The organism is Streptomyces adustus (genome assembly GCF_009377175.1).
Classification (GTDB): Bacteria; Actinomycetota; Actinomycetes; order Streptomycetales; family Streptomycetaceae; genus Streptomyces; species Streptomyces adustus.
Window position 1 is genome coordinate 1 of the sequence record NZ_VJZD01000243.1, and the last position, 13,758, is coordinate 13,758.

General features: G+C 71.7%; 9 protein-coding genes and 1 pseudogene. 7 read left to right on the top strand and 3 right to left on the bottom strand.

The window, feature by feature from the left end; genetic code table 11:
• Both FNH09_RS37460 and FNH09_RS37465 read right to left on the bottom strand, forming a co-directional pair.
• Positions 1-1,070, bottom strand: a pseudogene (locus FNH09_RS37460) (cellulose-binding protein); the annotation flags it as partial.
• Positions 1,071-1,362: 292 nt separating this feature from the next.
• Complete coding sequence (locus tag FNH09_RS37465) at positions 1,363-2,709, bottom strand: radical SAM protein (protein ID WP_152894337.1); 1,347 nt, start codon at positions 2,707-2,709, stop codon at positions 1,363-1,365.
• A gap of 193 nt (positions 2,710-2,902) precedes the next feature.
• Here FNH09_RS37465 and FNH09_RS37470 point away from each other — a divergent pair, with 193 nt between their 5' ends.
• From FNH09_RS37470 to FNH09_RS37495, 6 genes are all read left to right on the top strand, one after another.
• A complete protein-coding gene (locus FNH09_RS37470; protein ID WP_152894338.1) occupies positions 2,903-4,147 on the top strand; it encodes a D-arabinono-1,4-lactone oxidase in 1,245 nt (414 codons plus the stop codon).
• A gap of 114 nt (positions 4,148-4,261) precedes the next feature.
• A complete protein-coding gene (locus tag FNH09_RS37475) occupies positions 4,262-5,506 on the top strand; it encodes an ROK family protein (protein WP_162469696.1) in 1,245 nt (414 codons plus the stop codon).
• A 266-nt stretch (positions 5,507-5,772) separates the two neighbouring features.
• Positions 5,773-7,038 (top strand): ABC transporter substrate-binding protein, encoded by a 1,266-nt coding sequence (locus tag FNH09_RS37480; RefSeq protein ID WP_152894340.1) that lies wholly within the window; start codon positions 5,773-5,775, stop codon positions 7,036-7,038.
• A 20-nt stretch (positions 7,039-7,058) separates the two neighbouring features.
• Entirely contained in the window at positions 7,059-8,024 is a 966-nt protein-coding gene (locus FNH09_RS37485; protein ID WP_152894341.1) for a carbohydrate ABC transporter permease, read from the top strand.
• Complete coding sequence (locus FNH09_RS37490) at positions 8,021-8,917, top strand: carbohydrate ABC transporter permease (protein ID WP_375969755.1); 897 nt, start codon at positions 8,021-8,023, stop codon at positions 8,915-8,917. Before FNH09_RS37485 ends, FNH09_RS37490 begins: the two co-directional genes overlap by 4 nt.
• Positions 8,918-8,944: 27 nt before the next feature.
• Positions 8,945-11,815 (top strand): glycoside hydrolase family 2 TIM barrel-domain containing protein, encoded by a 2,871-nt coding sequence (locus tag FNH09_RS37495; RefSeq protein ID WP_152894342.1) that lies wholly within the window; start codon positions 8,945-8,947, stop codon positions 11,813-11,815.
• A 27-nt stretch (positions 11,816-11,842) separates the two neighbouring features.
• Here the strand turns inward: FNH09_RS37495 and FNH09_RS37500 are convergent, their stop codons facing one another.
• Complete coding sequence (locus FNH09_RS37500) at positions 11,843-13,222, bottom strand: MFS transporter (protein ID WP_152894343.1); 1,380 nt, start codon at positions 13,220-13,222, stop codon at positions 11,843-11,845.
• 85 nt (positions 13,223-13,307) lie between these two features.
• Between FNH09_RS37500 and FNH09_RS37505 the strand changes: the two genes are divergently transcribed.
• Positions 13,308-13,758: hypothetical protein (locus FNH09_RS37505; protein ID WP_202919840.1), on the top strand; the 451-nt coding region annotated here is incomplete at its 3' end.

The window sequence follows — 13,758 nt, forward strand, 5'->3', positions numbered from 1 at the left end:
CGCACCTGGTCGAGTTCCTCGCTCGCGGCGGCCGGGTCGAGGCCGAGCCTGCGGGCCACCGCCTGCACCGGCAGCGCCTCGACCTCGGCGAGCCAGAGCAGTGCCGCGTCCGGTTCCTGCATGGCGCCGTTGTCGCCGAAGGGCATCATCGACACGGCGAGGGCGAGCATCGAGACCAGGACGGCGGTGACGAGGAGTCCGTTGCGCACGGCGCGCGCCTTGTGGGCTGCGCCCTGGGCGTGGTCGCCGTCCGTGTCCCTGTCCTCGGGACGGGGTGCGCCGAGACGCACCTCGACGGCGCGACGGCGGCGCTCCAGGTAGGCGAGGCCGCCCCAGCCGATCACGCCGCCGGCGAGGGCGGCGGGCAGTCCGCCGCCCTGGAGGCGCAGACAGGCCGCGGCCTCGGCGCACTCCACGCAGGTGGCGAGATGCCGGGAGAGGTCCTCGGGGGTGTCGGCGAGGGGCGAGCGGGTGACCGCGTCCAGCAGTCTGCGGTAGCTGCGGCACTCCCCGTCGAGCGGTGTGTCGAGATGGTTGCGGTGGCAGCGGTCCCGGAACAGGCCGCGCACCTGGTCGAGTTCCTCGCTCGCGGCGGCCGGGTCGAGGCCGAGCCTGCGGGCCACCGCCTGCACCGGCAGCGCCTCGACCTCGGCGAGCCAGAGCAGTGCCGCGTCCGGTTCCTGCATGTCGCGCAGGCCGCGCAGCGCGATCGGACGGCGCAGCGGCGGTCCGGTGTAGCGGGCGGCCTTGTCCGAGTTGAGCCACAGGCGCAGGTCGGGGTCGAGCTTGTGGCCCTGGCCCGCGGCCTCCCAGGCGGCCGCCGTGGTGCGTACGGCGGTCAGCAGCAGGGGGATCCTGGGCAGCCCGGAGGGACGCCGGCCGGCGCCGCGCCGGCCGTTCACCTCGGCCTCGCGGGCCTCGCGTATGCCGAGTGCGAAGGCGTCCCTGGCCAGTTGCTGGGCGGCCGTGGAACCGGCCGTGCACAGGTCGGCGTAGGAAAGCACCGCGTCCCAGCATTCCGAGAACAGTGCGGCCTCGGCGGCGTCCCGAGGGGTCGGCAGGTCGGGCATGGTTCTCCTGCATCCAGGATCGAGGTCAACTCGCCGTATTCGGCGAAGGAGTTGGGGGTACCTCGCGGCAGGGCCCGACCTTTTCACGTCCCTGTCACAACTGACAAGCGCCCTTTTCAGATGTCATGGCGTGACGGTCGCGCGGTCGGCAGGCCTGACACGAAAGCCCCCTCGGCTCCGCCCTACTGTACGGACTGCGACGGCACTTGTACTCACCGCGCGCATCACGCGTCACACCGCCGCGGTCCCGTCCGCCCCGTTCGCCCCGGTCACGCCTCGTTCGCGGCCCCGGTCACGCCTCGTTCGCGGTCTCCTTCGCCGTCTCGTTCGCCGTCTCGTTCGCCGGGAGGCTGTCCATGAAGGAGCTCACGGAGAAGACGGCGTTGCCGGGGCCGGGCGGGCCGTATCCGGGCGGGGAGGAGAGGCCGAAGTCGTCCATCGTGGCCCGGTAGGCCTCCAGGAGCCGGATGTGGTACTCCAGCGGCGCGCCCTGCGGGTTGGCCTTGCCGAGCGGGGTCGTGGGCTCCGGGCACCAGGTGGTGAAGCGGGGCGTGATGCCGTGCGACATGAAGAAGCGCAGGCCCTCGGTGGTGGAGGCGATGGCCTCGTCGACGGAGGTGAAGCCGAAGGGCTCGGCCATCTCCACACCGGCCACGAAGTTGGGGATCACGTTGCGGGCGCCGAAGATCTCGGCGGAGTCCAGGATCCGCTTGTGCCACTCGTCGCGGCCGACGTAGCGCTCCTTGCCGGGGCAGTACAGCTCGAACAGCCGCCGGTCCCACACCTCGTAGTTGGGGTGGTAGATCTGCACGCCGTAGTCCTTGAACCGCTGGACGTCGTCCTTCGGCAGGGCCTGTGCCACGACCTTGCCGATCCAGCGGCCGGGGAAGCGCTCCTCGATGGCCTTGGCGTAGTGGCCGTAGAAGTCGGCCTCGTCGCGGCCGGCGACGGTCTTGGTGATCGCGCCGCCGGTGAGGGTGTAGGCGGTGGAGGTCTTCTGGGTGTCGTAGCGGTCGATGATCTCCAGCGCCTCCAGCACCTCCTCCACGTCCTTGACGCCCGTGTAGGGCCGCCCGGCGGCCTTGTGCTGGCGCCAGTTGTGGTTGATGTCGCAGTACTGGCACTCCTCCTTGGCGCCGAAGTACTGGCAGACCCGGAAGACGGTCAGGTAGATCAGGTAGCCCCACTGGATGGTGGGGGCCACCTCCATGACGGACTTCCCGTTGGAGAGCTTGTGCCGGTAGTACTCGGGCATGGGCGGCACGCCGACGTCGGCAATCCGCCGGCCGTCGAGGTAGAGCCCGAGCAGGCCTTCCTCGTCGGCGGCGACGCGGTAGGGCGAGGTCGGGTTCACACGCACCGAGACGACGGTCCGGCGCAGGTCGTAGGGCCCTCCGGTGAGGATGATCTCCTCCGGTGGGCGCCGGAGCGCGGCCTCGCCGAGCTCGGGCAGGGTGCCGTGGTCGAAGGAGAAGATGAAGTACGACTTCGGCTTGACCTCGCCGGCCTCGTTGTCGCTCAGGGCCGACGGGTCGAAGGCCACGCCGCCCCGGAGCAGGTCCTCCTTGAAGACCGCCTCCCGCGGCACATGCGGAAAGCGCTCCATCAGATCCTCGACCAGCGCGGTACGGCTGCCCATCCCGACTTCTCCTCCGCCTCGGGTGTACGACTCCTCACGGTATGCCCACGGTCCCGCGCGGGTGCGGGCGGGGCCTCCGCGTGGCGCGAGACCCGTACAAAACGCCCGTACCGGGAGAGGTTCGTCCGCCGGTCGGGACGAGGTAGGTTCAATGGGGATGTTCCGATCTCGATCTTCCCGGAGGGACGACCGCATGGCCGAGCTGGTGAGCAACTGGGCGGGCAACGTCACGTACGCCGCCAAGGAGGTGCACCGGCCGCGCTCCGCGGACGCGCTGCGCTCGGCCGTGGCGGGGAACGCGCGGGTGCGGGCGCTGGGCAGCGGGCACTCGTTCAACGAGATCGCGGAGCCCGGCGGCGAGGGGGTGCTGGTCTCGCTCGACGCGCTGCCGGCCGAGATCGACGTCGACACGGCCGCCCGTACGGTACGGGTCGGCGGCGGCGTCCGGTACGCGGAGCTCGCCCGGCAGGTGGAGCTGCACGGACTGGCGCTGCCCAACATGGCGTCCCTGCCGCACATCTCCGTGGCCGGGTCGGTGGCGACCGGCACCCACGGGTCGGGCGTCGGCAACGGGCCGCTCTCGGCGCCCGTGCGGGAGGTGGAGATCGTCACCGCCGACGGGTCGACGCTCGTCCTCGGGCGCGGGGACGACCGGTTCGGCGGGGCGGTCACCTCGCTCGGCGCGCTCGGGGTGGTCAGCGCGCTCACCCTCGACCTGGAGCCCTCCTTCGCCGTCGAGCAGCAGGTGTTCACCGAACTCCCGCTCGTGGGGCTTGACTTCGAGTCGGTGATGGCGTCCGCGTACAGCGTGAGCCTGTTCACCGACTGGCGGGCGCCGGGCTTCCGTCAGGTGTGGCTCAAGCGGCGCACCGACCGGCCGGCCGCCGACCGGCCGCCGGCCACACCCGCCACCGAGGCGCTGCACCCGGTGCCGGGGATGCCCGCGGTCAACTGCACGCAGCAGCTCGGGGTGCCGGGACCCTGGCACGAGCGACTGCCGCACTTCCGGGCGGAGTTCACGCCCAGCAGCGGCGCCGAGCTCCAGTCGGAGTACCTGATCGAGCGGTCCCGCGCCCTGGAGGCGCTGCACGCGATCGACGCGGTCCGGGCGGCCGTCGCGCCCGTGCTCCAGATCTGCGAGGTGCGCACCGTGGCCGCGGACGAGCAGTGGCTGAGCCCGTCGTACGGGCGGGACACCGCGGCCCTGCACTTCACCTGGATCGAGGACACGGACGCCGTCCTGCCGGTGGTGCGGCGGGTGGAGGAGGCGCTGGACGCCTTCGACCCACGGCCGCACTGGGGCAAGGTGTTCACCGTGCCGTCCGAGCGGCTGCGCGGGCGCTACCCGCGGCTGGACGACTTCCGCGCCCTGGTCCGCGAACTGGACCCGACGGGCAAGTTCACCAACGCGTTCGTCCGGGACCTGCTCGGCGGCTGACTTTGTACACCCCCTTTCCTAACCCCTTGTCGAAAGCACCGGCGCCCCCATAGCCTGACGCCGCGCCGGTGCCGACGTGGTTCCGGCAGGGACCGGAAGGAACGAGGGCTTTCGGTGAAGCGCACGTCACGCGACATCCGCACCGCCAACCGCTACGAGGTGCTGCGCCAGATCATCGCCGCGTCGCCCACCTCCCGGCAGGAACTGGCGGTGGCCACCGGCCTCAGTCTCGCCACGGTCGCCACGCTGGTCGGCGAACTGCTCGACCTGCGCATGATCACGGAGGTCGGCTTCGAGGACTCGGCGGGCGGCCGCCCCCGGGGCCTGGTGGCCGTCGACTCCGCGGGCGGCGCGCTGATCGGTGTCGACATCGCGGAGACGTACGTCCATGTCGAGCTGTTCGACCTCGCGCTGAACGTGCTGGCCCGCGCGGAGGAGGACGTGCGCCCCGGCGAGAGCCTGCCGGAGCAGGTGGTCGGCCATGTGGCGGCCGCCGTCGGCTCGGTGGTCGCCCAGGCCGGGGTCGAGGCGGCCCGGGTCCTCGGGGTCGGGGTGAGCGTGCCGGGACAGGTGGACCGCGACACCGGACTCTCGGAGTACGCGCCCAACTGGGACTGGCACGACGTGCCGCTCCTCGACCTGCTCGCCGAGCACATCGCCTACCCGCTGTATCTGGACAATCCGCTGCGCGCCTGCGCGGTCGCCGAGCTGTGGTTCGGGGCCGCGCGGGGCCACGAGGACGCCGTGGTGGTCAATCTCGGCACCGGCGTGGGCGCCGGTCTCGTCCTGGGCGGCGGGCTGCACCGGGGGGTCAGCAACAGCGCCGGCGAGTGGGGTCACACCACGCTCGTGCTGGACGGGCGGCTGTGCCACTGCGGCAACCACGGCTGCGTGGAGACGTATGTCGGCGCGCCCGGGATCATGCTGAACCTGCGGGAGCTGAGCCCGCGCAGCCCGCTGCTGCACCCAGGGGACCAGACGGCCACCATCGACGCGCTGGCGCGGGGCGTGCAGGCCGGCGACCCGGTGGCGGTCAAGGTGGTCCGCGACACCGCCCGCTATCTCGGTGCCGCCGTCGCCGACCTGGTCAACCTCCTCAACCCCGAAGTGGTCGTGCTGAGCAGCTGGGTCGCCTCCCGGCTCGGCGAGCCGCTGGTGCTCGAAGTGCGCGAGGCCGTCGCCCGGCACGCGCTGCGCCGTCCGCTGGCCGCCACCGAGATCGTCCTCTCGCCCATCCCCACCGACCCGGTGTGCCTGGGCGCGGCGACCTTCGCCCTCGAAGGCGCCCTCCAGTCGGTGGGGCAGCGCGGCCCGAGGCGCGCCGCCCCCGCGAAGGGCCGTACCGCACCGCCGTCCTGACCTTCGCAGGTGCGGTGCGGGCCGGCCCCGCACCGTGGTCACCCCTGGACCGAGGACCGCCGGTCACCTGAGCCTGCGGTCCTCAACTCCCTTATGTCTGAGCCCTGTTCGTGATTCCGAACCGGAGGCAACGCTTCGGACGGGCTTCGTCCAACCCCTTGCCGAAGCCTTAGCAGAAGGTTAACGTCCCGCACCGCACCGCAAATGTCCGCCAGGCGGCGGCGCAGCAGTGGAGCCACAGCCGTACTCAAGACAAGGACGTCACCATGTCGGCATCGAGCAACAGCAACTGGTCCCGCCGATCGCTCTTCCGGGCCGCTGCGGGCATGGCGGCCGCGGGCACGCTGGCCGCCTGCGGCAGCAACAACGGCCGTGGCGGCGGGTCGAGTTCGGGCGACCACCTCGTGCAGTACTTCCACGCCTACGGCGAGGCGGGCACCGAGCAGGCCATCAAGAAGTACGCGAAGGCGTACCCGAAGGCCGACGTCAGCACGCAGTGGATCACCGGCTCGGACTTCGAGAGCAAGCTGTTCGCGACCCTGCTCACCGCGAACGCGCCCGACCTGTTCGAGTTCCACCCGCAGATCCAGCTCGTCAAGAGCGGCCAGGTGGCGGACCTGAGCGACATCATCGACCCGGTCAAGTCCGACTTCAACCAGGCCGACATCGCCTCGCACACGGTCGACGGCAAGATATACGGCGTCCGGATGATCGACGACCCGCAGTTCTTCTTCTACCGCAAGTCGATGCTGGAGAAGGCGAAGGTCGAGGTGCCGCAGACCCTCGACGAACTGATCGAGGCCGCCGCCAAGCTCACCACCGGCAAGGTCAAGGGCGCCTTCCTCGGCAACGACCTGCACGCGGTCATCAACCCGCTGATCTGGTCCTCCGGGGCCGACACCCTCACGGCGGACAACCGGCCAGCCTTCAACACCGACGGCGTCGCCGAGGGTCTGACGAAGATGCGCAAGCTGTTCACCAGCGGCAGCCTGCTGCTGGGCGCCCCGGCCGACTACTGGGACCCGTCCGCGATCAACCAGGGCCTGTGCGCGATCCAGTTCTGCGGCATGTGGGCCATGCCGGCCATGCAGCAGGCCCTCGGCGACGACCTCGGCGTCTTCCCCTTCCCGAAGGCCGCCGACGCCGGCAAGCCCTCGGTCTACAACGGCGGCTGGTCGATGTTCGTCAACGCCAAGGGCAAGAACGTCGACGCGGCCAAGGAGTACGTGAAGTGGCTGTGGATCGAGCAGAAGAAGTACCAGGAGGACTGGGCCCTGTCCTACGGCTTCCACATCCCGCCGCGCTCCTCGATCGCCGCGTCCGCGACCAAGCTCCAGTCGGGTCTGCCCGCCGAGGGCGTCAAACTCTTCGACCAGTACGGGCACTTCGACAACATCGGCTGGACCCAGGCCATGATCACCGCCACCGAGAACGTCTTCGCCGACTGCGTCCGCAAGAACGGCGACCCGAAGGCCTCGCTCGACACGGCCGAGAAGACGGTGTCCGCCGAGCTCAAGAAGCTCTTCGGATAGACCGGCGGACCGACCCCGACATGGCGACGACGAGCAGGCTCGACCGTACCCGCCCCGCCCCGGCCGAGGCCGCCACGGCCCGGCCGCGGCGGGGGCGGCGGTCCAGCCCCACCCTCAACTTCTGGCTCTTCACCAGCCCCTTCCTCATCGGTCTGGTGATCTTCGTCTACGTGCCCATCGGCTGGAGCGTCTGGCTCAGCTTCTTCGAGGCGCGTTTCACCGTCACCCCCGACAAGTTCACCGGGTTCGCCAACTACCGGCAGATGCTGGACAACGGCAACTTCACCGGCGCGCTGCTCACCTTCACCGTGTTCGCCGCGCTCATCGTCCCCACCACCTGGGCGCTCTCGCTGGGCCTGGCGCTGCTGGTGAACCGGATGCGGTTCATGCGGGCGTTCTTCCGCTCGGTGTTCTTCCTGCCCACCGCGTGCAGCTACGTCGCGGCCTCGCTGATCTGGAAGATGTCCCTCTTCAACGGCGTCCGCTTCGGCCTGGCGAACACCGTCATCGGCTGGTTCGGCGTGGACAACATCGCCTGGCTCGCCGACCCCGACCCGCCGTGGTACTGGCTGGTCCTCGTGACCGCCCGGCTGTGGCTCCAGTCCGGCTTCTACATGATCCTGTTCCTGGCCGCCCTCCAGAACATCCCGCAGGAGCTGTACGAGGCCGCCGAGATCGACGGCGCGAAGCGGGGCTGGCAGACCTTCCGGCACATCACGCTGCCGCAGTTGCGGGCGACCTCGACCGCCGTGATCCTGCTGCTGCTCGTGGCCGCCTACCAGGCCTTCGACGAGTTCTTCAACCTGCTGTCGAAGACCACCTGGGGCCGGCCTCCGCTGGTCGAGCTCTACTACATGGCCCTCGGCCAGAACCAGGACTACGGCGCGGGCAGCGCGGGCGCGGTCATGCTGACCCTGCTGATCTGCGTGGTCACCCTGTTCCAGGGCAGGCTCATGGGATTCGGCCGGGGAGAGGAGTCCAGGTGACCACCACCGCACCCCGCACCGGCCGGACCGTGCCGCCGCGTTCCGGCCGCCCACGGCGGGTCCGGCACACCGGCGCGATGGGCTCCACCGGCCTGTACCTCGCCATCGGCGTCGCCGCCCTGCTCTTCCTGATCCCGTTCTATCTGCTGGTGCGCAACGCGCTGTCCACGGACCCCGAGATCACCGGCGAGAACTGGAAGTTCTTCCCCACCGACATCCAGTGGGGCAACATCACCGAACCCTTCCGCGACCCGACGGTCGACTTCGGCAGGTCGATGGTGAACTCGCTGGTCGTCGGTGTCCTGCACACGGTCGGCACCCTGCTGGTGTGCTCGCTCGCCGGCTACGGCCTCGCCCGCATCCCCTACCGGCACGCCAACAAGATCTTCTACGGCGTCCTGTTCACCCTGATGGTGCCGACCGCCGTCACCTTCGTCCCGAGCTTCGTGCTGGTCTCGTCGCTCGGCTGGGTGGACAGCTACCGCGGTCTGATCATCCCGGGGCTTTTCAGTGGTTTCACCTGCTTTCTGTTCCGGCAGTACTTCCTGGGGTTCCCCAAGGAGCTGGAGGAGGCGGCACGTGTGGACGGGCTCGGCTACTGGGGCGCGTACTGGCGGGTCGTCGTGCCCAACTCGCTGAACTTCTTCGCGGCGCTGGCGACGATCACCTTCATCAACGGCTGGAACTCCTTCCTGTGGCCGCTGGTCATCGGCCAGGACCCGGGCGCCTGGACGGTCCAGGTCGCGCTGTCGTCGTACATGACCAACCAGACCGTCAACTACCACCTGATCTTCATGGCGACCGCCATCTCCCTGCTGCCGCTGCTCCTCGTGTTCCTCTTCCTCCAGCGCTGGCTGGTGCAGGGGATCGCGCAGACCGGCATCAAGGGCTGACGCCTTCCACCCAGGATCTGGAGACCGATGTCTGCTCGCACCTCCGTCACCGCAACCGACTACGTCGAGGACGTCTCCCCCGGCAGCGGAGCCCTGCCACCGCGCGCCTGGTACGCGTCCTCGGACGCCGCGTCCCTCTCCCTCAACGGCAGCTGGCGCTTCCGGCTGTCGCCGACCGCGGACGCGCAGGACGACTCCTTCGCCGAGCAGGGGTACGACGCCGGGGACTGGGCGCAGGTGACGGTCCCTGGGCACTGGGTGCTCCAGGGGCACGGTTCGCCCGTCTACACCAACCATCTCTACCCCTTCCCGGTCGACCCGCCGCACGTGCCGACGGACAACCCCACCGGCGACCACCTGCGCTCCTTCGACCTGCCCGAGGACTGGCCGGACCTCGACGGGGGCGGGGCGGTGCTGCGCTTCGACGGTGTGGAGTCCTGCGCCCGGGTCTGGCTGAACGGCACGGACATCGGCGAGTTCAAGGGCTCCCGGCTGGCGCACGAGTTCGCGGTCGGGCACCTGCTGCGGCCGGCCGGGAACGTGCTCGCGGTCCGCGTCCACCAGTGGTCGGCCGGCTCCTACCTGGAGGACCAGGACCAGTGGTGGCTGCCGGGCGTCTTCCGTGACGTGACCCTGCTGCACCGCCCGGCGGGCAGCGCCCTCGACTTCTTCGTGCACGCCTCCTACGACCACACCACCGGCGAGGGCACCCTGCGCGTCGACTCCGACGTCGACGGCCGGGTGACGGTGCCCGACCTGGGTGTCGACGTCGCCACCGGCGAACCGGTCACCGTCCCCGTCGAGCCGTGGACCGCGGAGTCCCCGCGGCTGTACGACGGGGTGCTGGCCACCGAGGGCGAGCGGATCCCGCTGCGGATCGGCTTCCGTACCGTGCGGCTCGCGGACGGGCTGATCCAGGTCAACGGCAGGCCGCTGCTGTTCAAGGGCGTCAACCGGCACGAGTGGCATCCGGAGCGGGGCCGCGCCCTCGACCCGGCGACCATGCTCGCGGACGTGCTGCTGATGAAGCGGCACAACATCAACGCCGTGCGCACCTCGCACTACCCGCCGCATCCGGCCTTCCTCGACCTGTGCGACGAGTACGGCCTGTGGGTGATCGACGAGTGCGACCTGGAGACCCACGGCTTCACCGAGCAGGGCTGGCGGGACAACCCCGTCGACGACGACCGCTGGACCCCGGCGCTGCTCGACCGGGCGGCCCGCATGGTCGAGCGGGACAAGAACCACCCGTCCGTCGTCGTCTGGTCCCTCGGCAACGAGGCCGGCACCGGCCGCGGGCTGACCGCCATGGCCGAGTGGATCCACGCCCGGGACACCTCACGGCTCGTCCACTACGAGGGCGACCCCGACTGCCGTGACACCGACATGTACGCGCGGATGTACGCCTCCCACGCCGAGGTCGAGCGGATCGGACAGGGCTTGGACGGCGGCACCCGCAAGCGGCGCCGACTGCCCTTCGTCCTCTGCGAGTACGCCCACGCGATGGGCAACGGACCCGGCGGACTCGCCGACTACCAGCGGATCTTCGAGGCCCACGACCGGCTCCAGGGCGGCTTCGTCTGGGAGTGGATCGACCACGGCATCCGGCACCCGGAGCTGGGCTACGCCTACGGCGGCGACTTCGGCGAGGAGCTGCACGACTCCAACTTCGTCTGCGACGGCCTGCTGTTCCCCGACCGGGAGCCGTCGCCCGGACTCGTCGAGTACAAGAAGGTGATCGAGCCGGTGCGCATCGAGGGCGGCCCGGACGGCACCGTCCGGGTGACCAACCGGTACGACTTCGCCGACCTCTCCGCCCTCGCCTTCACCTGGTCGTACGAGCGCGACGGCGAGAGCGTCGAGTCGGGCACCCTGTCCGTCCCCGCGCTGGCGGCGGGCGAGTCGGCCGACGTGAAGCTGCCGCAGCCGCCCGAGGACCGGGGGGACGCGGAGACCCGGTGCACGGTACGGGCGCTGCTGGCGGCCGACACCGCGTGGGCGCCGCGCGGACACGTGGTCGGCTGGGGCCAGTTCGCCGTCACGCCCCGCACCCCGGTGCCGGTGGCCCCGGCCGAGCGGCCCGTGCGCACCGACGACCGGATCACCCTCGGACCCGCCGTGTTCGACGCCCGCACCGGCCGCCTCACCTCGATCGGCGGGGTGGAACTGACCGGGCCGCGCCTGGACGTGTGGCGGGCGACCACCGACAACGACGACGGCGCGCCCTGGCAGTCGGACACCCGCCACGGCGTACTGTGGCGGCAGTTGGGGCTGCACCGGATGCAACACCGGCTGGACGCGGTGGAGTCGGGCGGCGAAGCGCTGACGGTACGCACCCGGGTGGCACCGGCCGCCCGCGAGGTGGGCCTGGACACGGTGTACCGGTGGACCTCGGACGGCCACCGGCTGCGGCTGACGGTGTCCGTGACCCCCGAGGGCGAGTGGAAGCTGCCGCTGCCCCGGCTCGGCGTCCGCCTCGGCCTGCCCGCCTCGGCCGACCTGGTGCGCTGGTTCGGCGGCGGCCCCGGCGAAGCCTACCCGGACACCAAGTCGGCTTCGCTGGTGTCCCGTTGGGAGTCGCGGGTGGACGGGATGCAGACGCCGTACGTCCGTCCGCAGGAGAACGGCGCCCGCGCCGACGTCCGCTGGGTGGAGCTCGGCGGCCTGCGGATCGAGGGCGAGCCGGAGTTCTGGTTCACCGCCCGGCGCTGGACCGCCGAGCAACTGGACACGGCCGCGCACCTGACGGACCTCACGCCCGGCGACACGGTGTGGGTCAACCTCGACCACGGCCAGCACGGCATCGGCTCGCAGTCCTGCGGTCCGGGCCCGCTCCCGCAGTACTTCCTGCACGCCGAACCCGCCGAGTTCTCCTTCGTCTTCTCCGTGCCGGACTGACCCGGCCGGTTGCGCGGACCGGGCCGGTCAGCCGCGGTCCGGTCCGCGCAGCGGCGTGAACAGCGCGGCGATCGCGATCAGGACACAGGCCGTGCCGGCCACCAGTCCGACGGGCGCGGTGCCCCACCGCTGCGCCGCCCCGGTCAGGACGACCGCGCCGACCGGGGCGGCCGCGTACTGGATGGTCCAGAAGGCGGAGGTGACCCGGCCCAGCAGATGTTCCGGGGTGACCTCCTGGCGCAGGGACAGCGAGCAGGTGCCCGCCACGGCCACGCAGGCCAGGAAGGCCGCGCTCAGGGCCGCGACGACGGGAATGTCCGCCGCCCGGCCGAGGCCGGCGAAGGCGAGCCCGCACCCCGCCACCGAACCGGTCCAGGTCGCGCCGAGGCCGAACCGGCCGCGGACCCGGGCGACCAGCAGGGAACCGGTGATCGTGCCGAGCGCGCCGACGGCCATGACCGTGCCGACCGTGTCGTCGTCGTGCCGCAGGTCGTGCTTCACGTGGTAGATGACCAGGTCGTTCAGGCCCAGGGTGAGGAAGCTGAAGACGAACAGGAGGGCGGTCAGCGCGCGCAGCACCGGGTGGCCGTAGAGGAAGGAGACCCCGGCCCGCAGGTCGCGCCACAGCCCGGCGCGTTCGGCCGGCCGGTCCGCGCCGCCCCCGGCCCGCCCCTGGAACCGTACGAGGACCATGCAGGCGGCCGACACCCCGAAGCTGGCCGCGTCCACGGCGACGGCTGTCGCCGGGCCCGTCCAGGCGGCCACCAGCCCGGCACCCAGCGGGCCGAGCACACCGGCCGCGGCGGCGGTCGCGTTCAGCCGCCCGTTGGCCTCGGTCAGCCGGACCCCGCGCACCAGGGTCCGCACGACGGTGACATAGCCGACGGCGAACAGCATGCCGACGGCCTCGCACAACGGCAGGATCGTGTAGAGCAGCCACACCTGCGGCCCGAACAGCCACACCAGCGGGATCACCCCGTACAGCACCATCCGTACGAGGTCGCAGCCGATCAGCAGCCGACGGCGGTCGACCCGGTCCACCACCGCCCCCGCGAACAGCGCCGCCAGCACCGAGGCCGCGCCGCCCACCGCCGTCAGCAGCCCCATCCGCGCGAGGGAGCCGGTGGCCTGGAGCACCAGCAGGGGCAGGGCGATCAGTGCGAAGGAGTCGCCGAGGACGGAGAGGGTCTGCGCGGCCCAGAAGATCCCGAAGTCCCGCTGCCGCCACAGCGGGCGCTCGGCGGCGGACGGCGGATCGTGCGGCCCGCCGTGCGCGGGCCCGGGCGGTCCGTCGTGCGGTCCGTCGTGCGGTCCGTCGTACGCGGCCTCGGGCGGTCCGCCGTGCGTCGGCCCGTGCGGCGCGGCGCCGTCGCGCTCCCCGCCGTCGCGGCGCCCCTCGTGTCCCATCCGGCCCCCTGTGCCTCGAAGTCGTCGACCACCGTAGTCCCGCCCCTGGCCGGGTCCGCGGTCGCGCCTGCGGCACGATGAGGCCATGCACCCCTTTCCGCCACGCCGTCGCCCCCTCCCCGACTTCGACCCGCGCCCCGTGCCGCCGGGCACGTACCCGCTGTGGGAGGAGGCGCTGGCCGTGGTCAACCGGGACCTCGCCGCGACCCTGCCGGAGCAGGGGGAACTGCGGCTGATGGCGCTGCCCCGCCCGGAGGAGGACGAACCGGATCAGGTGTACGTGGCGGTGGCCGACGGCACCTGGCACGGCAACCCGCTGGACCACGACTTCGACCGGGACGACCCGGCCGACGCGTTCGCGGACGTCGTCGACGCGGCGCAGGAGTCGGTCGTCGAGCGCCTGTGGCAGGCCTGGCCGCTGTGCGCCGAGCACGGCCTCGGCATGCACCCGCGGGAGGTGGACGACCGGATGGTGTGGTGGTGCGCGGGCGGCGGCCGGGCCGGGAGGGTCGAGGGCGGCGCCGGGGAGGCCGTGC